Raw genomic sequence first — 21,080 nt, forward strand, 5'->3', positions numbered from 1 at the left:
ATGGCCCAATCTCTTAACAAAACAGTGCTTCTCAATACAACAGGCACCTCCTACCTCTCTATAGCTGGAAAAGTTGGGAAATTTCTTGTCGGAGATCAAGCTCTGGAATTTTACCCAGATGTCAATGTTGAACAATTTATCCAGATTCCTTGGAGCCATATCAACCAAATTGGAGCTAATGTTACTGGTCGCAAAATCAGTCGCCACTTCGAAGTCTTTACAGACAGAGGAAAATTCCTCTTTGCCTCAAAAGACTCAGGTGCCATTCTTAAAATTGCTCGCGAAAAACTGGGCAATGACAAGGTCGTCAAACTTCCTACCCTGATTCAGACAATTAGCCAAAAATTTAAGAATCTATTTGCAAAAAAGTAGAAACTTTAGTATAATCATAGCAACGGATAAGTAGGTTATCTTCTTCTTTCAGAAAGTCTGCGGGTGCTGCGAGCAGATAGGAGGGATAGGTGAAATTCTACCGTTAGTAACAATTACATACACAATCAAGTGCACACCTGTGAAGTTGGATGGAACCGTGGCCCTGCCACTCCAACGCTTTGTCAGGTGTGTTTTTTCATAAAGGAGTTCTTATGTTAGATATCAAACGCATTCGTACAGACTTTGATGCTGTCGCAGAAAAATTGGCTACACGTGGTGTAGATGCTGCTGTCTTAAATGAGATGAAAGAAATCGATGCTAAACGTCGTGACATCTTGGTCAAGGTTGAAACTCTCAAAGCAGAACGAAACACAGTTTCTGCTGAGATTGCCCAAGCCAAACGCAACAAGGAAAATGCAGATGACAAGATTGCTGCCATGCAAAATCTATCTGCTGAAGTCAAAGCCTTGGATGCTGAATTGGCAGAAATCGATGCTAAATTGACAGAATTTACCACTACTCTTCCAAATATCCCAGCTGACAGCGTTCCTATTGGAGCTGATGAAGACGACAATGTGGAAGTTCGCCGTTGGGGGATTCCGCGCGAGTTTGACTTCGAACCAAAAGCCCACTGGGATCTTGGTGAAGACCTTGGCATTCTTGACTGGGAACGCGGTGGTAAAGTTACGGGCGCTCGTTTCCTCTTCTATAAAGGCCTCGGTGCTCGTTTGGAACGTGCTATCTACAACTTTATGTTGGATGAGCATGGAAAAGAAGGCTATACTGAAGTCATCACGCCTTACATGGTTAACCATGATTCTATGTTTGGTACTGGTCAATATCCAAAATTCAAGGAAGACACTTTTGAACTCAGCGACAGCAATTACGTCCTAATTCCTACAGCTGAAGTCCCTCTAACAAACTACTACCGTAATGAAATCCTTGACGGTAAAGACCTGCCGATTTACTTCACTGCTATGAGCCCATCATTCCGTTCTGAGGCTGGTTCTGCTGGTCGTGATACTCGCGGCTTGATTCGTCTGCACCAATTCCACAAGGTTGAAATGGTTAAATTTGCCAAACCAGAAGAATCTTACGAAGAATTGGAAAAAATGACAGCCAACGCTGAAAATATCCTTCAAAAACTCAACCTTCCATACCGTGTCGTTGCCCTCTCTACTGGAGATATGGGCTTCTCAGCTGCGAAAACTTACGACTTGGAAGTTTGGATTCCAGCGCAAAACAATTACCGTGAAATCTCAAGCTGTTCAAACACAGAAGATTTCCAAGCCCGTCGTGCCCAAATCCGTTACCGTGATGAAGCCGATGGCAAGGTGAAACTCCTTCACACCTTGAACGGTTCTGGACTTGCAGTTGGACGTACAGTGGCTGCAATTCTTGAAAACTACCAAAATGAAGATGGTTCTGTAACCATTCCAGAAGCACTTCGTCCATACATGGGTGGAGCTGAAGTTATCAAACCATAAAAAATAAGGTTTAGCTATTTCTAGCTAGACCTTTTTTCGTAACCAAATCAAGTAAACGCCTAATACAAAGAATAAAATAGTTAGGCATATAACAGTTTCAGCCAATACCAGATAATCCAGAAATGGAAGTTTCAAGATTCCCTGAGCCATCTTGAGCGAGGTAGCCGTGATAATGGTTGGGAAGGTGAGGGCTGAGAAGGCTGGTTGAAAGCCTTGTTTTAAAATATTGGGCAGGCGAGTTAAAACAAAGAAAAAGAAGGATTGAGAAGCCAAAATCATGGCAATCAAGAGCCAAGTCGGTAGGCTGGCTCCTCCAACTCGAACCAGGGAAGCCAAGAGCAGAGAGAAAGGAGCACAGTAGATTCCTTCTTGCCCAAGCAAGGCTACTGGTAGTGGATGTTGCTTTAAATCACTATAAATAAGGGGATAGAGATAGAAGGTCAAGACAAAACCAAAACTCAAGGTCGCATAGGCAATCTCGATAATGCCTACCAGAGGATAAGTCAAGGCAGCCACTGCTATCCCCACATAGAGAACCGTCCAGCTAGGAGTCGCATGAACCCTCCGACCCGGACAAGCAAATTTGACGGTAAAAGCAGCAATCAAGGCCAAATCCAAGAGAAATGAAAACCACCAGAGCCCATGCGCTACCAGAGGAAGATGAGGAAAAACGCGAAAGACATAGGTCGATAAAATCATTCCAGCCATAGGAAAAGTGGCCATTCCTGACAAAAGAGGAGGCTTGGTCAATTCTTGCTTGGTTTCTTTCCAATTAAACAGATGCAGAATTAAAAAGTAAACCCACAAAATCAAACCTGACAAACTCAGTATATGTGACAGAACTGGCAACATATCTAAAACGAGATTCCCAGCTCCTGCCAAACCTAACAAACAACCAGAAAATACTAAGGGGAGTTTTTTCATCCTAACCTCCAATAATCATGTTAGTTTCAGTATAGCATAAAAGCGCTTAAATGAGGACTTAAAAAAACGAAGTCCGTGGATTTCAGACTTCATTTTTTGATCAGATATAAATTAAGCATAAGGTTGCAATTCTGGGTTAATTGGGGTATTGGCTAGATTGTTAGCATAGTTACAGAGGCTTGCTAGGCTGACACCAAGAACCACATCCAAGGCATTTTGTTGGCTGTAGCCAGCTTCTAAAAACTCAGCTAAGGCTTCATCTCCTACACGCCCCTTGGTATTGATAACTGCCAAGGTAAACTTAGCTAGGGTGTCCAATTTGGGATCTGTTTCAATCGGAGTACGATTGCGAAGGGCTTGAAGCAGGTCATCATTCATCTGGATTTGTTTGATGGAAAAAGCTGTGTGACCTGCGACGCAGAAGGCACAACCATTAGTTACGGCTGCCGTGATTTGCACCACTTCGCGCTCAACAGGTGTCAGGCTATTGCGACGGTTGATAGCTCCGACAGTTCTGTAAGCTTCTAAGGCAGTTGGGGCATTTGCCAAGAGACCGATTAGGTTGGGAATATAGCCATTGTTATCTTTTTGCACCGTTTCAAGAACTTCTTTTACTTCTGCTGGTGCTGATTCTACTGTATGGATTGTAAATGTTGTCATCATAAAACCTCTTTTCATTTTGTTGAAACCTAGTCTATCACAGATTCTATACCTTGTATAATATATATTTTAAATTGCACTGATAAAAATTCTTTATGAAAGTAAAAAAACCACACAATCTGTGTGATTTCATTATTTATCAAAATACTTTTTAGTCTCAGCAATGACGACTGGTGATAAAACTAAGAGGGCAATCAAGTTTGGCAGAGCCATCAAGGCATTGACGATATCTGCGATAATCCAAACCATATCCAACTCGATAAATCCTCCCAACAAGACCATGAGCACAAAGACCACACGGTAGAGCCAGATGAAACGAACACCAAAGAGGAACTCGAAACAGCGTTCTCCATAGTAGTTCCAACCTAGAATCGTTGTAAAGGCAAAGAGTACAAGGAAAATGGTCAAGAGGGCAGGCCCAAAGTGTGAAAAGACTGTTGAAAAGGCTGACTGAGTCAAGGCAACCCCATTTAAGTCACCACTCCAAACTCCAGTCACCAAGATGGTCAAACCAGTCAGAGTACAGATGATGAGGGTATCAATAAAGGTTCCTGTCATGGAAATCAAGCCTTGCTCTACTGGTTCATTTGTCTTAGCCGCAGCAGCTGCAATGGGAGCAGAACCTAGACCAGATTCGTTTGAGAAGACACCACGCGCCACACCATTTTGGATAGCCATCCGAATGCTAGCACCAGCAAATCCACCTACCGCAGCAACAGGACTAAAGGCTGATGTCAATATTAAAGCGATTGTAGCTGGGAGTTTCCCGATATTAAAGAAAATAACTGTAAGAGTTCCTAGAATATAGATGATAGCCATAAAAGGAACAACGGTAGTTGAAACCTTAGAGATGGACTTGAGTCCACCAAAGACTGCAATCGCTACAAATACAGACAAAATAAGAGCTGTGATGGCTGGAGAAATAGCCGTTGTATTTTGGATAGACTCTGTAATCGAGTTGACTTGGGTGAAGGTTCCGATTCCCAACAAAGCTACTAAGACACCTGCGATAGCAAAGAAGATAGCAAGTGGTCGCCACTTTTCTCCCATCCCTAGAAGGATATAATGCATTGGTCCTCCCGCTACTGCACCATGGTCGTCCTTAGTGCGGTATTTGATTGCCAAGAGTCCTTCCGCATACTTGGTAGCCATGCCAAAGAAAGCGGCCATCCACATCCAAAAAAGGGCTCCTGGGCCACCAACCTTGATAGCCGTTGCCACCCCGATAATATTTCCCGTACCAACTGTGGCTGCTAGAGCTGTGCATAGTGCCGCAAAACTGGATACATCCCCATGCCCCTTGTCCTTGGTAAAAATAAGCTGGAAGGCTTTGGACAGACGCAAAACTTGCAAGAGTCCTAGACGAGCAGTGAGGTAAATCCCTGTTCCGACCAATAAAATCAAGAGGGGAGGTCCCCAAGCAAAAGCATCGATTGATTTAAGCAATTCTAACATTCTATTCTCCTATCTTTTCAACCCCAAAAGAAAGAGCACATGCAAGATACATGTACTCTGGAATGCTTAGATAAATGCTAAAAAGCGGTCTATCCTAGCTCTGTCCTTTTACCTGAGAGTTTGAGCAGTTGCCTGCCTTGCCCCTTCGGTGCCTTTACGGTCTCTCCAGAGTTCCGTCCATTTACAGTCATGGAAAATCAAACGATTCACCACTTCTATTAAACTTCATTCGGTGTTGGTATTTAATTGATTCTTATTCTACAAAAAATGTTGGCTTTTGTCAATGTGTTTATTAGTAAAAATTAGTTCAACAGTTTTTACTGTATAAAGCCCGTAATACTTCTATCCTTTAAAAGTCACAATAGTTGCCCCGCTACCTCCAGCATTTTGTGGGGCATAGCCAAAACTCTTGACATGCTTGTTTCTTTGTAGGTATTTGGTAACACCTTCACGGATAACACCTGTTCCGATACCATGGATGATATCAACTTGAGCCATATTGTTAAGCAAAGCTTGGTCGATAAAGGCATCTAGCTCGTTCATAGCTTCTTCATAGCGCTTGCCTCGAAGATCCAGTCTGGCTTGTGGGCCACGACCAGAAGTTCGTTTTACGACATTGACTTGTTTCTTCTTGACTTGCTTTTCTTGCTGGGCTTGAACGAGGTCAAATTCTTTCTCTTCTAAGGTCATCTTAATTAAGCCAACTTGGGCTTCCCAGCGACCATCCTTAAGTTGACTGGTCAAGGTACCACGCTGACCATAACTGAGAACCACGATATCATCTCCCACCTTTGGAGCTCGTTTTTTCTTGGCCTTTTGAAGGACCTTGTTTTTAGACAAATCTACTTTTTCAGGAGCCAATTTTTTCAACTTGGCCTTGGCTTCAATGATTTCGTGGGGTTTAAGTTGGGATTTGCTGTGGAGATTCTTGAGAATCTGGTCACTTTCACTGAGAGCCATGTCTACAATCTCAGCAGCTTGTTCACGCGCCTTGTTAAGCTCGGTTTCCTTTTCACGATTTAACTCATTGTAAAGTTTTTTGAGAGCACGGTTCATCTTGAGATTTTCTTGCTCCACCTCACGGATATTATCCAAACGTTTACGGCTTTCCAGCGTCTGCTCTTCCAGTTGCTCAATAATCCGATTGACATCATTGTCCTGATCGACCTGCTGACTGGCATCCCCTACGATAACTTCAGATAGTCCTAGACGTTTAGCAATTTCAAAGGCATTGCTTCGGCCAGGAACTCCCTGCATAAAGCGATAGGTCGGGCGTAAAGTTGCAGTATCAAACTCCATGCTAGCATTTTGCACAAAGGTTGTCTCAATACCGTAGGCCTTGAGTTCTGGATAGTGGGTGGTCGCCATGGTTTTGACTTGACGCAGGCGAAGGTCTTCCAGAATAGCCATGGCAAGGGCAGCTCCCTCTTGGGGATCTGTACCAGCCCCCAACTCATCCAAGAGCAAGAGCGAATGTTGATTGACCTTGCCAAGAATATCCACAATATTGGTCATGTGGCTAGAGAAGGTAGACAAGCTCTGCTCAATAGACTGCTCATCGCCAATATCGGCAAAGATTTCTTCAAAAATACCAACACGACTTCCCTTGTCTGCTAAAATCGGCAAACCAGACTGGGCCATAACCTGCGTCAAGCCTAGGGTTTTGAGCATGATGGTCTTACCACCTGTATTGGGACCTGTAATGACAATGGCTGTTAAATCTTGACCAAAATGGACATCATTTGCAACGGCATTTTTGACCAAAGGATGGCAGACATGGAGCAGTTGAATCTCTTGATTTTCTGACAGCTGGGGAACGACTGCTTGCTTCTCTTGGATAAAGCGAACCTTGGCACGAATTAAGTCCAAATGACCGATAATCCAAGCGTCGTTGGCGATCTCAGCCGCATGAGGGCGAACACGCTCAGAAATTTCTTGGAGTATTCGAAGCATTTCATAGCGCTCATCTGCTCGCAGACTAGCAATTTCTTCGCTTAGTTTGACCACCTCACGGGGTTCGATATAGATGGTATTTCCACTAGCAGAAATATCATGCACGACACCTGCAATCTTGTTACGATAGGTATTTTTGACCGGTAAAACTTGACGGCCATTTCTGCTAGCAACAATCCCTTCCGTCAACATCTGCGCTTTTTGCTTGAGCAAGTTCTGTAAAACATCTCGTACCTGACTCTCGCTGTCATGGATTTTTCGACGGATTCGCGCCAATTCTTCACTGGCGAAATTTTCAATGAAGCCTGCATCATTAAAGGCCTGAAGATTTCCTTGTAATTGCGGAAAATCATGTAATTTCTCAAACCAAAGGGCTAATTCTTCCAAGCTGACATTTTCCAGATTGGCATAAAAACTTTGCAGCTCTCGGCTAGAAAGAAGCACGCGCTTCAAGAGTAGGAACTCCTCAATATTGAGGTCTGCACCCATCTCCAAACGCTTGCAGACTCCTGCAATTTCCTTAGTTGCGAGAATGGTAAAATGCGGTTGCTCGACAAAGAGAACCTGCATTTCCTTCATCTCAGCAAAAGCCTGTTTGATTTTATCTGCTTTGGCAGTCGGAGCCAGCTGTCTCAATTGCTCCAAGCCCTGCTCTGTCAACAAATGAGGTTCAAACAAGGCCTTGACCTTATTGAACTCTAATGTTTCTAATATTTTCTTGTTCATCGTTATTTCCTTGTCTTTGAATGTCTAGGTGTATTATACTCAATGAAAATCAAAGAGCAAACTAGGAAGCTAGCCGCAGGTCGCTCAAAACAGTGTTTTGAGGTTGCAGATAGAATCTGGCGTGGTTTGAAGAGATTTTCGAAGAGTATTAGCTTTTTACATTCTGATAGATTCTAGTCAATCTGTAAACAAAGGGCTAGGAAAACTCCTGCCCTTTTTATCCGATTAAATTTGTCACCCAGATTTGTTTAAGCCAACTAGTTGTTACTGGTATGCTCTGGATGATGTGTTTTGCGACGATACTCTTTTCAAGAGGATTTTGTATAGCTGCCATGGGAATGGTCGCCAAGATGGTCAAGGCCATTTGCAAGACAAATAAGGTCACCAACATGGACAAGATACCTGCTGAAACTTGGAACAACTTGCCACCCAGTTTTTTACTAGGAAGTAAGTGTAACAAGAGACCAAGTAAACGACCGATGCTATAGACAATCCCAAATACAAGCAAGTAGCCGATACCAGCATAAAAGACCTTATCCAACTGGAAAAGTTGATCCGATGGGAAGAAGAAGGTTCCCTGACCTTCCTGCGGATTTGCATAAGGAAGCAATAAATGGAATTGCTCTCCCAGCCCCTTGTAAAACTGACCAGCCATAAAAGCCGATGCCATGGCTGAAATCAGGTAATAAACCTGTAAGAGCAGGCCTCTCCGATAGCCGATATAAAATCCCCAAGCCAAAACCAATAGAAGAAGGAGTGAAATCATAAGGAATCCTCAATCTTGCTCTGTTCTTGCTTGCAAGTCACGAGTTTGTGACGGAGTTCTTCGAGTTCTTGCTCCTTATCGTCAAATTCAATCTCACGGCTGAGTTGAGTTGACAAACAGTTGACTGCCAACAAAAGAGCGATCGTTTCATCGTCTGCACTAGGCATTTGTTCTTTAATTGCTTGGTATTTTTCTGTCGCAACCTTAGCGATTTCCTCCATAAAAAGGTTATCATGTTCGCTTGTCAAGGTTAATGATTTTTTCCCGAATGTAAATTTGAATCGATTTAGATTTGCCATAAAATTCACCTCACGATATTATACCAAAATTCGCTAACTTTGTCAGTTTTTACAAATTTGCCTGCTTTTATGGTACAATAGAAACTATGGCAAGTATAACACTCACACCAAGCGAAAAGGAGATCCAGGCTTTCCTTGAACACTATCAAACCAGTCTGGCTCCTAGTAAGAATCCCTATATCCGCTATTTTTTGAGACTGCCTCAGGCAACGGTTTCTATCTATACTTCTGGAAAGGTCTTACTTCAGGGTGAAGGGGCTGAGAAATACGCCAGTTTCTTTGGCTATCAGCTTGCAGAGGAAATCATCGGACAAAATCTTCCTTTGATTGGGACAGATGAGGTAGGAAATGGTTCCTACTTTGGTGGACTTGCAGTTGTGGCTTCCTTTGTCACACCTGACCAGCATGATTTCTTACGAAAACTCGGTGTGGGGGATTCCAAGACTCTGACCGACCAAAAGATCCGTCAGATTGCTCCTATTCTCAAGAAAAAAATCCAGCACCAGGCACTGCTTCTCTCACCAAGCAAGTACAACGAAGTCATTGGAGACCGCTACAATGCTGTTTCGGTTAAGGTTGCCCTCCATAATCAGGCTATCTATCTCCTCCTTCAAAAAGGTGTTCAGCCTGAGAAAATTGTGATTGATGCCTTTACCAGTGCTAAAAATTATGACAAATACTTGGCACAAGAGGCCAATCGTTTCAGCAATCCTATCAGCTTAGAAGAAAAGGCTGAGGGCAAATACTTGGCTGTAGCAGTTTCTTCTATCATTGCGCGTGATCTCTTTCTGGAAAATCTTGAAAATCTAGGACGAGAACTGGGCTATCAGCTTCCAAGTGGAGCTGGAACAGCTTCTGACAAGGTGGCTAGCCAGATTTTGCAGGCCTACGGTATACAGGGACTCAACTTCTGCGCCAAACTGCACTTTAAAAATACTGAAAAAGCGAAAAAACACTTAGAAAGGTAAGTTATGAATTCATTTAAAAATTTCTTAAAAGAGTGGGGATTATTCCTCCTGATTCTGTCATTATTAGCTTTAAGCCGTATCTTTTTCTGGAGTAATGTCCGCGTAGAAGGACATTCCATGGATCCTACCCTAGCGGATGGTGAAATCCTCTTTGTTGTCAAACACCTCCCTATTGACCGTTTTGATATCGTGGTGGCTCATGAGGAAGATGGCAATAAGGACATCGTCAAGCGCGTGATTGGAATGCCTGGCGACACCATCCGTTACGAAAACGATAAACTTTATATCAATGATAAAGAGACGGACGAGCCTTACCTAGCAGACTACATCAAACGTTTCAAGGATGATAAACTCCAAAGCACCTACTCAGGCAAGGGATTTGAAGGAAATAAAGGAACTTTCTTTAGAAGTATCGCTCAAAAAGCTCAAGCCTTCACAGTTGATGTCAACTACAATACCAACTTCAGCTTTACTGTTCCAGAAGGAGAATACCTTCTCCTCGGAGATGACCGCTTGGTTTCGAGCGACAGCCGCCATGTAGGTACCTTTAAAGCAAAAGATATTACAGGGGAAGCTAAATTCCGCTTCTGGCCAATCACCCGTATCGGAACATTTTAAGAAATCGAAGAGGCCGAGAATCAGCAATCTCAGCCTCTTCTTCTATCGTGAGAAGTGATCGTTTATTGGCTATAGTAAAAACAACCCCAACTCTCACCTATTCATGCAAAGGAATTTTATGGAAGTTTATTTTTCAGGAACTATTGAACGGATTATTTTTGAAAATCCCAGCAATTTTTATCGCATCCTCCTCCTAGAAATCGAAGATACGGACGCAGAAGATTTTGATGATTTTGAAATCATTGTCACCGGTACCATGGCTGATGTAATTGAGGGCGAAGACTACACTTTTTGGGGGCAAATTGTCCAGCACTCCAAGTATGGGGAGCAACTGCAGATCAACCGGTATGAACGCGCAAAACCAACTAGCAAGGGGCTGGTTAAGTACTTTTCAAGTAGCCATTTCAAGGGGATTGGTCTCAAGACAGCTCAGAAAATCGTGGATACCTATGGCGACAATACCATTGACGAAATTCTGCAACACCCCGAAAAGCTAGAAGGCATCTCAGGGCTCTCTGCCAAAAATCGTGAGGCTTTCGTGTCCACTCTTCGTCTCAACTATGGAACAGAGATGGTTTTAGCCAAACTAGCCAACTACGGCATTCCCAATAAATTAGCCTTTCAGATTCAAGACTTTTACAAGGAAGAAACCCTTGATGTGGTTGAAAATTATCCCTACCAGCTGGTTGAGGATATCAAAGGATTGGGATTTACCATTGCTGACCAACTAGCGGAGGAACTTGGCATCGAAAGTCAGGCTCCTGAACGCTTCCGTGCTGGTCTAGTTCACAGTCTTTTTCAAGCCTGTATGGAAACAGGGGATACCTATGTTGAAGCACGAGATTTGCTAGAACAAACTCTCACTCTCCTTGAGTCTTCCCGTCCCGTAGAACTGGACCCCAGCCAAGTAGCTCAAGAACTCTCCTACCTGATCGAAGAAGACAAGGTTCAGCAGATTGACACCAAAATCTTTGACAATAGTCTCTTTTTCGCGGAGGAAGGTATTCGCAGTCACTTGGTTCGTATCCTTGAAAAAGGAAAACAGAAGAGTCAGGATTTAGAAACCATTCAAAAACATATCGCTACTGTCGAAGAAGATCTGGAGATTGAGTATGATAACATTCAAAAACAGGCGATCTGCGACGCTATCCAGAACAAGGTCTTTATCCTGACAGGTGGACCTGGTACTGGTAAGACAACTGTTATCAATGGGATCATCGCTGTTTATGCCCTTTTAGAAGGACTTGATCTCAGGAAAAAAAGCAATTTGCCCATTCTTCTTGCTGCTCCAACTGGTCGAGCCGCCCGGCGCATGAATGAATTGACAGGCCTGCCTAGCGCGACCATACACCGTCATTTAGGAATGACAGGTGACGATGATACCAGTCATCTGGAAGATTATCTAGATGCCGACTTTATTATCGTGGATGAATTCTCCATGGTGGACACTTGGCTGGCCAATCAACTCTTTTCCAACATCTCTTCTAACAGTAAAATCCTCATCGTGGGCGATAGCGATCAGCTACCGTCTGTCAGTCCCGGTCAAGTTCTAGCTGACCTGCTCCATATTCCTTCGATTCCTCAGACCCGCTTGGAAAAAATCTACCGGCAAAGCGAAGAATCAACTATCGTTACCTTAGCTAGTCAGATTCGACAGGGTATATTGCCAGCTGATTTCACCCAGAAAAAAGCAGACCGTTCCTACTTTGAAATTGCTAGTGGCCATATTCCTGCCACCATTGAGAAAATCTTAGGTGCTGCCCTCAGAAGTGGCATACCTGCTCGTGATATCCAAGTGCTGGCTCCCATGTACCGAGGGACCGCAGGGATTGATGCCATCAACCAGCTCATGCAAGAACTCCTTAATCCACCACAAAAAGACCAACTCAGTTTTGAAGCTCCCCAGTGCCACTATCGTAAGGGCGACAAGGTCATTCATTTGGTCAACGATGCTGAAATCAATGTCTTTAATGGAGATTTAGGAGTCATCACAGACCTGATTCCTGGTAAATACACCGAGTCTAAACAAGATGAGATTGTCATTGATTTTGATGGCAACGAGGTCTCTTACCCACGTAACGAATGGTACAAGATTCGCCTGGCCTATGCCATGAGCATCCATAAATCACAGGGAAGTGAGTTCCCTGTTGTCATCCTACCTATCACTAGTGCTAGTAGGCGTATGCTGGAGCGCAATCTCATCTATACAGCCATTACACGCGCCAAAAGCAAGCTTATCTTACTAGGCGAATTACAGGCCTTCGACTATGCTACCCAGCACATCGGAACTGCCCGAAAAACCTATCTGATTAAACGCTTCAGTGATTTATTGGAGAATGTTGAAGAAAAGCAACCAGCGGTCTCTGAAACAGTCACATCAAGTACCTCTGAACAATCCTACATCCTAACCGAAGAAAACTGGGACAGCATCCCCGCCATGATTGGGATTACAGAAGCAGATCTCAAAGAGATTTTTGGAAAATAGTGCACAAGAAAACCCACCTAATCAGGTGGGTTTTTATCTTATTAAAATTATTTAACTGTTGCTGTGCTTGTAATCAACTCAACAGCTTTTTTGATTGTGATGTCGTGTTTCAACATATCAGCTGAAAGCAAGCTTTGTACTTGTGCAACTTCCATGTTGTAGTCTGCAGCCAATTGCTCGATTTCTTTTTGGATTTCTTCTTCTGAAGCGTCAAATCCTTCAGCTTTGGCAACCGCTTCGATAACAAGATTAGTCTTAGTACGTGACTCAGCTTCTCCCTCATATTGTTTGTGAAGGTCTTCCTGAGTAGTTCCAGTGATTTGGAAGTACATGTCAGGGTTGATACCTTGGCGTTGCAAGTTTCCAAGGAATTCGTTTACTGAGCGGTGAACTTCTTCGTGGATCATTTCTTCTGGAAGTTCTACGATTTCAGCGTTTTCTACAGCTTTATCAATTGCTGCACCTTCAACTGCATCTTTGTAAGCTTCTTCTTTAGCAGCAGCCAATTCCTTGCGATATTTTTCTTTCAATTCAGCAAGCGTTTCAACTTCTTCATCAATGTCTTTTGCAAGTTCATCGTCAAGAGCTGGAACTTCTTTAGCTTTTACTTCGTGAATAGTTGTCACGAATTTAGCTTCTTTGCCTGCAAGGTCTTCTGCTTGGTAGTCTTCTGGGAATGTTACGATAACATCAACAGTTTCGCCAGCTGAGTGACCTACCAATTGGTCTTCGAAACCAGGGATGAATTGACCTGAACCAAGTCCAAGTGAGAAGTTTTCACCTTTTCCGCCGTCGAACTCAACACCGTCGATAGAACCAACGAAGTCAATGACAACAGTGTCGCCGTTTTCAGCAGCAGCTTCCTTGATAACCAATTCAGCCAAGTTGTTGCGTTCACGTTCGATACGCTCTTCAACGTCAGCGTCAGTTACTTCTTTTTCTACATCAACTGATACTTCAAGGTTTTTGTAGTCACCCAATTTTACTTCAGGTTTTGTAACGACTTCAGCAGTGATAACCCAGTCTTGACCTTTTTCCATTGAAGTTACGTCAATTTTTGGTTGAGCAACCACTTCAAGGCCAGCTTCTTTTACAGCTGCTTCATAAGCATTTGGCAAAAGAGCGTTCATAACGTCTTGGTAAAGTGACTCTTCACCAAATTTTTTGTCGAAGATAGGGCGTGGAAGGTGACCTTTACGGAAACCTGGAACATTAAGAGATTTCTTCACTGAGTTGAAGACACGGTCCAATTCTGGTTTGATTTGGTCTTGAGAGATAGTGAAAGTCAAGACACCACGGTTTGTTTCTTTGTTTTCAAATGATACAGACATTCTGTCATTTCTCCTTAAAATTTTTTAAATACAGCCTATTATAACATAAACGAGCGACTTTTTTCAAGTAATGACTGCGCTTTTCAACGATGGGAGAGGTACTTGCTCGCTTCTTTGATACTAAGATCAGCCATTCTTTCCTTGTTTTTCTCAATGAAAGTTTCTACCCAAGCTGGATTCGTTTTGGAGTAGTCTCGCAGAGCCCAGCCAATGGATTTATTAATAAAGAATTCTGTTTGATTCAGATTATTTTGCAGGATCTTTTCCATCAGTTGGACATTGGTCTTCTCTTTTCTTAACAACTGGTGGTCAATAGCGACTCGTCTCAACCAGATATTGTCTGACAGGCTCCATTGGAGGATTATTTTTTCCAGTTCCGGCTTGTCATACACCAAACTCCCTACTACTCGATCTAGGATATCTACGGTATCCCACCAGGATTTTGTGACGACTAACCGCTCAAGCTTAGGTAAATCGTTCTCCGTTAGATAAGACTGCATGGCTTTCAAATAATTGGCCGCCACATACTGGAATTCTCTAGATTCTTTTTCCCAGCAAGTATCTACAAAATCCCAATCGATAATCTTTGTTTTTTTCGCTTCTGGAAAGTATTTTTTATAGAGTTTATTTCTTTCTGGCGCCGCAACCCCTAGAAAGGAAAATTGATGGCGCATATAGGCCTCCATGGACCCTGCTTTTTTAGGATCTTTTGCTGCTTCTAGCTCCTCAAGTAAATCTGTTAGACTCATCTAAAACTCCTCATGCCCCACCAAGTGATGCTGAAAGGCATAGACTGCTGCCTGAGTGCGATCGCTAACCTCAAGCTTGGCAAGAATGTTGGACACGTGGGTCTTGACCGTCTTGAGAGAGATAAAGAGTTCATCTGCGATGCGCTGATTTTCGTAACCCTTGGCAATCAGTTGGAGAACATCTCGCTCACGCGCAGTCAATTCTTCATGAAGTTCCATATGGTTGCGGTGGTATTCGACCTTCTTGCTGACCTCTTGCTCAATGGCCAACTCACCAGCAGCCACCTTTCGGACAGCGTGGAGCAGTTCGTCTGCACTAGAAGTCTTGAGCATATAGCCCCTAGCACCTGCGTTTAAGACAGGCATGATTTTTTCATTGTCCAAGTAAGATGTGACAATTAATATCTTGGCTTCAGGCCATTCTTTAAGGATAGCTAAGGTCGCGTCAATCCCATTCATCTCAGGCATAACAATATCCATGACAATGACATCTGGACGCAGTTCCAAGGCCAAGTCAATACCTTGAGACCCATTTGCAGCCTCGCCCACAACTTCTACATCGTCTTGGAGGTCAAAGTAGCTTTTCAAGCCCAAGCGGACCATTTCATGGTCATCTACTAGTAAAATTCTCATCTTTACTCCTTTATCATTCCTTATCGAGCAAGGGAATGCGGATATCAACTGCCAGCCCTTGCTTGGGAGCTGTTAATAACTGAACCGTACCTGCCATATCTTCAACCCGCTCCTTGATATTACGGAGTCCATAACTCAAGTCATCTAAACTCCCCAACTGGAAACCAATCCCATTGTCCACCACCTTCAGTTGCAATTCAACATTCGTCTGATAGAGATAGACATCCAGACAAGAGGCCTGGGCATGGCGGAGAGTATTGCTAATCAACTCCTGCAAGATTCGGAAAATATGCTCCTCAATCTTCTTGGGCAATTTCGTCACATTTTGCTTGAAACTAACCTTTAGATCACTCTTGTCCTCAAGCTCTTTTAAGAGGATTTGAATTCCCTCAACCAGACTCTTCTGCTCCAGTTCAACTGGTCTCAAATGCAAGAGCAAGACTCGCAAATCCTTCTGGGCAGTTTCTAAAATAGCTGTGACACTCTGCAACTGGGTCTGCATCTTTTCTCTATCCAATTTCAAAGCCTGCTGACTGATACCCGATAAAATCATGTGGGCCGCAAACAACTCCTGACTGACTGTATCGTGCAAATCCCGAGCAATCCGCTTCCGTTCCTTCTCGATGATTTCCTCTTCCTGAGCAAGGCTGTGATTTTCAGCCTTTTGAAGCGCTTCTGTCAAAAGGTTAAGTTTACCTGACAAGGACTTGAAACTGGCATCCAAATCTGGATCTGCAAGCTGAACCACTTCCTGACCAGCCAATAAACGCTTGAGATTAGCCTGCACTTTTCTTAGAGATAGCTCTTCAACACCTCGCCAAAACAGGGCCCAGAGAAAGGTCATGGACATGCTGAACACCAACAACAAAAAGACAAATTTTTCTGTTTTTTCGACATCATGCAGGAAAATAGACCAGTCAAAGTCAAGGATTTCCAGCAAGCTGTGGGAGAAAAATAAGACAAACAGGAAGGAGGTGAGAGCAATAATTACATAGGCTTGTTTTTTCATCCTCTAATCACCTCAACATCCCCAATCATAGTGGTCAAGAAAATCTTGACACTCTTGTTACTCTTAAGATAGTCTTTCGTTTCCTGATGATAGTGTTCATTGCGGAGGGCTCGCTTGGGTTGATTGAAAAAAGTCAAATCACCATAGAGACAGTTAACGCTAAGACTGACTTCCACATCTACAGGTACAATGATTTTGGTCGTGCCTATCATCTTTCTGAGGATAATGACATTGTCATGATTGGTTAGGATAACCCTCTCCAGATGAATGGTATCCTTGCCCATGAGACGAAAGAGATTGATATCATCAAACTGGCAAGTCTGGTAGCTTGAAAAATGATGGAGATTTCCAAACCAACGATTTTTCTCCTTCTTAACCGTTACCACCTCTTCAAATACCAAATCGGTCTGCTCTTTTTCCTGGTTCATCATCGGATAAAAAAGAAAAAGGCTATAGATGACCGCAACAAAAATAGCTAGAATCACAAAAGGATTGAGCATAACGATGAAAAAGAAAAGAATGGTTGCCACTACTAAGAGAAGGTTATTACCCTCTTTACCAGTGTAATAGCGAATCAAAAGCAAAAAGAGGAATAAAATCAGCAGAAAACGTGAAAAATGCTCTGATACCATCAAAATCAGAGCTCCTGTCAAAAGACAGGCTTCGATAAATAAAAAGATTTTAAATTTTCTCATAGGTTGATCCTCTCCCTTCTATTTTATCACAATTCAAAAAAGTCACCTCGGTCTGAAGATGGAAAAAAGGCGATGGTTACGCCTTTTTCATCTGATCTTTTGCTTCTTTTAATTTTCCATAAAGAATGTAATCTACGCTTTGCAAATCTGCTATGGTAGCACAATTAAGAGCACACATAATTAAGCGTAGATCTTCTTTCCAACCTTGGACAATGCCAATCACTTCTTCAACTGAATAGGTTTCAACCAATTCCAGAACGGTTCGTGACAATCCTACAGCCTTAGCACCAAAGACCAAGCACTTAATCATATCCAGCGGATTCCGAACGCCACCACTGACCAAGAGTTCAACCTTGTCTTTCCAGTCTTGGGCATTGAGAAGGGCTTGCATGGTAGACTGGCCCCATTGATTGAGGTAATCACGCTGACCACTGCGACGGTTTTCGATATAAGCAAAGCTTGTACCGCCACGACCTGATAAGTCCACTGTACGAACACCCAGTTCATAGGCTCTTTCAATAGTCTTCACATCCATCCCAAAGCCCACTTCCTTAAGGACAATCGGAACGGGGATTTGCTTGCTATAGTCTGCCAGATGCGATTGCCAGCTTCTGAACTTCCTTTCTCCCTCGGGCATGAGCAATTCCTGCATGACATTGACATGCACTTGTAGGAGAAGAGGATTCATTTCTTCTACAGTCTGAAGTCCTAACTCGACAGGCTTGTCCAATCCAATATTGGTTCCAAGAAAGAGATTTGGATGACTAGACTTAACAGAAAAAGAGTCATCTGTTGGATCTTTGAGGGCTGCGCTATAAGAGCCCGTTACAAACAAAATACCACAGGCTTCTGCCACCTGAGCTAGTTTTTGATTGATTTCTTTACCTTTTTCACTCCCACCTGTCATGGCATTGATATAAAAAGGAAAGTCCCACTTTCGACCAGCAAACTCTGTCGACAGATCGATTTCATCCAGGTCGTAAATAGGCAAGGAAGAATGAATCAACTCAACCTCATCAAAGCTATTATAGGAACTATTCTGCTCAAGGGCATAGCGGATATGCTCATCCTTACGATTTGTCGTCATGTCCTATCCTTTCTTGATATAAGAGCTCAATCCCCAGATCGGCCCAACGGTTTTTTAAGATTTCAGTTGATTGCTCATCAAAACTCAAGGCAATACCACAGTCACCGCCACCAGCACCGCTACTCTTGGCAACAGCCTGCAAATCTTGACTGGCTTCTTTCAACTGTCTAAGCGAAGGCGTGTAAATATCTGTGCTCAAGCCTTCTAAAAGCTGACTGGCTATTTCCACCTGCTCGATAATTTTTTCTGCTTTCCCCTGTTCCAAGGCTTCTACCAAAGTAGCCACTGTTTCTTTTGAGGAACTTAAAAAACTCTGATTGATATTTTGCTTGATTTGTTGAACCATGTCACTAGATACAGCCACTTCCTTGGTCCATCCCACTAGGAAATCACATTCTAAAGTTGGTTTCACTTGCGAAATTGAAAAGCCCCAATCACGCTCTAAAACTGTCGCCAAATTTTCTTCTTCCAACCAAGCAGCTACCTGCTGGCGATCAAATGACTGGTAGAGAACCAAATCTTCTGCCACAATACAGGCAAGGTCTCCCATAGAGCCATTGTCTCCTCGCTTGAGCAAGACAGCACTAGCCAGCTTGAACAAGAGCTCCTGATCAACCGAAAGCTTATACAGAGCTAGCAGAGCCTTGATGACCAAAACAACGACGCTACCGCTAGAACCCAGACCAAACTTTTTCCCTTCTCTTTCCATTTTGCCACGGATTTCGAGAGAAAAAGGTTGCAAGGTCTGCCCATGAGAAGTCAGGAAATCTTCCACTAAAGCAATCGTTTCTTGAATCAAGTTGTAGTCAGGATTTGGCGTCAAGTCCACTACGAAATCAAACATATCCGAATAAATACGGTAACTATCAGAAAAAGTAATCTCGCCCTTCATATAGATGGGGATGGCCTTTATCAAGGCCAACTGTCCTGGCTCTAAAATAGCATACTCACCCGCCCAATAGAGTTTCCCGCAAGTTTTAACAGCAATCATCTTGACTTAAATCCTTTGTTTTTGACACGATCAAGCGATAACGTTGACCGAAGATTTCTGATAAATGCTCCAAGTCTTTCTCTTGACAGAGGACTTTGACATTGGGACCAGCATCCATAGTAAAGTAGCAGGCTTCCCCTTGTCCACGAAGCTGGCGGACAAAGTCCATGGCTTCATAGCTTGCATCCGTCAGATAAGAAAAGGCTGGTGATGCTGTTTTGGTCGTAGCGTGCATAGCCAGGGCATTTTTTTCAGTCAATTCCCCAATCTTGGTAAAGTCATTTTCCTTGAGATAAACCAGCATATCCTGATAGTCTTTCTCAGACTGACGGACCCAGTCATCAAAGGTCGTCGAAGTTTCCACACAGAGTTTCATCCCGTCACGGCTAGAGATTGGTTTTTTCTTGTCCTCTAGAACCAACATAATCATAGCTAGCTTCAAGTCTGTCTCTACAGGGTAAATTTCTCCACTATCCTTATCCCAGGCACCGAGTGGTCCATAAAAACTCCGCGAAGAAGAGCCTGAGGCAAACTTAGCCTCCTGTGCCAACTGACTTCTATCCAATCCAAGCTTGAAATAAGCATTGCAAGCCTTGACCAGGGCGGACAAACCACTAGAACTGGAGGACAGGCCCGCTGCGGTAGGCATATTGTTTTGGGTATCGATACGGACAAAGCCCTCACCCTCTGGACGGTAACGGTCAATAATCTTACTCATCTTAGCATGCTCCGCCTCATTTTGTAACTGACCATTGATATAAAAGGCATCAGCCGTCGCATCCGTCGGTAAAGGCGACAAGGTCGTCTCCGTGTACATATTTTCCAAAGTCAGAGAGATACTACTAGTAGCAGGTACCATCTCTTTCTCTTTTTTCTTTCCCCAATATTTGATAATAGCAATATTTGCGTAGGAACGTACTGTTACAGGCTCTCGATCCATGTCTGAACAGCTCCTTTCTCTTCTAATCTTTCTGCTAGTTCTTGTGCGTGTGTCAAATCGACTGCCAAGGCTATGATACAGCCTCCTAGCCCACCACCGCTCATCTTTGCACCCAGAGCACCATGACTAAGCGCCGTTTCTACCAGATGGTCTGCCTCAGGGCTACTGACACCAATTTCTTTTAAATGTAAATGCGCTTGACTGAGGATTTGTCCCAGTCTTTCAGCATCTTTTTGTGAAATCGCATCTTCTGCCTGCTGGGTCAATTCCCCCAAGGCATGTAAAAACGGTAGGGCGTCTTTCCCCTTACTTTGAACCACTTGGATGGCTTCACGGGTGTGACCATAAACGCCCGTATCTGCAATGACCAAATAGGCTGATAAATCCATCTCAAGCTCTGTAAATCCTACATTCTTAATAAAGCGAATAGGCTGGTCACTTAGACAGGTCTTGGCATCCAAACCACTAGGATTCATATGGGCAATCATCTCAGCCCGATTGACCAAGATTTCTAATACATAATGAGGCAGTTCTGCCTGATAGTAGTCAAATACCGCACGAATGGCCGCTATGCTGATAGCCGCTGACGAACCCATCCCCCGTTTCTCAGGAATAGCCGAGTCAATCTCACAGCGAATGCAAGCCTCTGTGATATCCAAATACTCTAGCGAAGCATAAACTGCCATGGACAAGGTATCCTCCTCATAGAGGCGCCAAGGACTCGCCGCAGGAACCACCTTACAAGTCACCTCCACCTCCAAAAGAGGTAAGGAAATGGCAGGATAACCGTAAACGACCGCATGCTCCCCTATTAAAATAATCTTACTATGCGCCTGACCGACACCAAGTTTTTTTGTCATATTTTCCTTTTACTAGACGAAAAACCGTCTCATACTCAATGAAAATCAAAAAGCAAACTAGGAAGCTAGCCG

Annotated in this window: 20 protein-coding genes and 1 other annotated feature; of the genes, 5 read left to right on the top strand and 15 right to left on the bottom strand. The window is 43.4% G+C overall.

Features of this window, described 5'->3' with window-relative positions; translation table 11 throughout:
- Together AXK38_08325 and AXK38_08330 are read left to right on the top strand one after the other, a co-directional pair.
- Window positions 1-372, top strand: a complete 372-nt coding sequence (locus AXK38_08325; protein ID AMH89243.1) for a PTS mannose transporter accessory protein ManO — start codon at window positions 1-3, stop codon at window positions 370-372.
- A 212-nt stretch (window positions 373-584) separates the two neighbouring features.
- Window positions 585-1,859 (top strand): serine--tRNA ligase, encoded by a 1,275-nt coding sequence (locus tag AXK38_08330; protein AMH89244.1) that lies wholly within the window; start codon window positions 585-587, stop codon window positions 1,857-1,859.
- Window positions 1,860-1,883: 24 nt separating this feature from the next.
- Here AXK38_08330 and AXK38_08335 read toward each other — a convergent pair whose 3' ends face one another.
- From AXK38_08335 to AXK38_08360, 6 genes are all read right to left on the bottom strand, one after another.
- A complete protein-coding gene (locus tag AXK38_08335) occupies window positions 1,884-2,783 on the bottom strand; it encodes a C4-dicarboxylate ABC transporter (protein ID AMH89245.1) in 900 nt (299 codons plus the stop codon).
- 111 nt (window positions 2,784-2,894) lie between these two features.
- Window positions 2,895-3,443, bottom strand: coding sequence for an alkylhydroperoxidase (locus AXK38_08340; protein ID AMH89674.1), 549 nt, complete (start codon window positions 3,441-3,443; stop codon window positions 2,895-2,897).
- A gap of 132 nt (window positions 3,444-3,575) precedes the next feature.
- The gene (locus AXK38_08345) at window positions 3,576-4,898 is read right to left on the bottom strand and encodes a sodium:alanine symporter (GenBank protein AMH89246.1); all 1,323 of its coding nucleotides are present in this window, start codon (window positions 4,896-4,898) and stop codon (window positions 3,576-3,578) included.
- Window positions 4,899-4,988: 90 nt separating this feature from the next.
- Window positions 4,989-5,077 (bottom strand) — a binding site (glycine riboswitch).
- 163 nt (window positions 5,078-5,240) lie between these two features.
- Complete coding sequence (locus AXK38_08350) at window positions 5,241-7,577, bottom strand: DNA mismatch repair protein MutS (protein ID AMH89247.1); 2,337 nt, start codon at window positions 7,575-7,577, stop codon at window positions 5,241-5,243.
- Window positions 7,578-7,794: 217 nt separating this feature from the next.
- The gene (locus AXK38_08355; GenBank protein AMH89248.1) at window positions 7,795-8,343 is read right to left on the bottom strand and encodes a colicin V production protein; all 549 of its coding nucleotides are present in this window, start codon (window positions 8,341-8,343) and stop codon (window positions 7,795-7,797) included.
- Window positions 8,340-8,642 (bottom strand): hypothetical protein, encoded by a 303-nt coding sequence (locus AXK38_08360; protein ID AMH89249.1) that lies wholly within the window; start codon window positions 8,640-8,642, stop codon window positions 8,340-8,342. Before AXK38_08360 ends, AXK38_08355 begins: the two co-directional genes overlap by 4 nt.
- A gap of 86 nt (window positions 8,643-8,728) precedes the next feature.
- On the opposite strand from AXK38_08360, the gene AXK38_08365 reads away from it, so the two are divergent.
- From AXK38_08365 to AXK38_08375, 3 genes are all read left to right on the top strand, one after another.
- Entirely contained in the window at window positions 8,729-9,610 is an 882-nt protein-coding gene (locus AXK38_08365) for a ribonuclease HIII (protein ID AMH89250.1), read from the top strand.
- A 3-nt stretch (window positions 9,611-9,613) separates the two neighbouring features.
- Window positions 9,614-10,228: a S26 family signal peptidase gene (locus AXK38_08370; GenBank protein AMH89251.1), complete on the top strand. Its 615-nt coding sequence runs from the start codon at window positions 9,614-9,616 to the stop codon at window positions 10,226-10,228.
- Between the two features lie 118 nt (window positions 10,229-10,346).
- Window positions 10,347-12,713: an exodeoxyribonuclease V subunit alpha gene (locus AXK38_08375; protein AMH89252.1), complete on the top strand. Its 2,367-nt coding sequence runs from the start codon at window positions 10,347-10,349 to the stop codon at window positions 12,711-12,713.
- A gap of 47 nt (window positions 12,714-12,760) precedes the next feature.
- Here AXK38_08375 and tig read toward each other — a convergent pair whose 3' ends face one another.
- From tig to AXK38_08420, 9 genes are all read right to left on the bottom strand, one after another.
- Window positions 12,761-14,044 (bottom strand): trigger factor, encoded by a 1,284-nt coding sequence (gene tig / locus AXK38_08380; GenBank protein ID AMH89253.1) that lies wholly within the window; start codon window positions 14,042-14,044, stop codon window positions 12,761-12,763.
- A gap of 83 nt (window positions 14,045-14,127) precedes the next feature.
- A complete protein-coding gene (locus AXK38_08385; GenBank protein ID AMH89254.1) occupies window positions 14,128-14,793 on the bottom strand; it encodes a DNA alkylation repair protein in 666 nt (221 codons plus the stop codon).
- Entirely contained in the window at window positions 14,794-15,426 is a 633-nt protein-coding gene (locus AXK38_08390; protein AMH89255.1) for a LuxR family transcriptional regulator, read from the bottom strand.
- Between the two features lie 13 nt (window positions 15,427-15,439).
- On the bottom strand, window positions 15,440-16,435 hold the full coding sequence (locus tag AXK38_08395; GenBank protein AMH89256.1) for a histidine kinase: 996 nt from the start codon (window positions 16,433-16,435) through the stop codon (window positions 15,440-15,442).
- Window positions 16,432-17,130, bottom strand: a complete 699-nt coding sequence (locus AXK38_08400) for a transporter (GenBank protein AMH89257.1) — start codon at window positions 17,128-17,130, stop codon at window positions 16,432-16,434. Before AXK38_08400 ends, AXK38_08395 begins: the two co-directional genes overlap by 4 nt.
- Window positions 17,131-17,206: 76 nt before the next feature.
- Window positions 17,207-18,217 carry a type 2 isopentenyl-diphosphate Delta-isomerase gene (locus AXK38_08405; GenBank protein AMH89258.1) on the bottom strand — a complete coding sequence of 337 codons (1,011 nt, stop codon included), beginning with the start codon at window positions 18,215-18,217 and terminating at the stop codon, window positions 17,207-17,209.
- Window positions 18,201-19,208: a phosphomevalonate kinase gene (locus AXK38_08410; GenBank protein AMH89259.1), complete on the bottom strand. Its 1,008-nt coding sequence runs from the start codon at window positions 19,206-19,208 to the stop codon at window positions 18,201-18,203. Before AXK38_08410 ends, AXK38_08405 begins: the two co-directional genes overlap by 17 nt.
- Window positions 19,195-20,148: a diphosphomevalonate decarboxylase gene (locus AXK38_08415; GenBank protein ID AMH89260.1), complete on the bottom strand. Its 954-nt coding sequence runs from the start codon at window positions 20,146-20,148 to the stop codon at window positions 19,195-19,197. Before AXK38_08415 ends, AXK38_08410 begins: the two co-directional genes overlap by 14 nt.
- The gene (locus AXK38_08420) at window positions 20,130-21,008 is read right to left on the bottom strand and encodes a mevalonate kinase (GenBank protein ID AMH89261.1); all 879 of its coding nucleotides are present in this window, start codon (window positions 21,006-21,008) and stop codon (window positions 20,130-20,132) included. The genes AXK38_08415 and AXK38_08420 overlap by 19 nt, the downstream gene beginning before the upstream one ends.
- Between the last annotated feature and the right edge of the window lie 72 nt (window positions 21,009-21,080).

Origin of the sequence: Streptococcus mitis (assembly GCA_001560895.1) — a bacterium.
GTDB classification, from domain to species: Bacteria; Bacillota; Bacilli; order Lactobacillales; family Streptococcaceae; genus Streptococcus; species Streptococcus mitis_Q.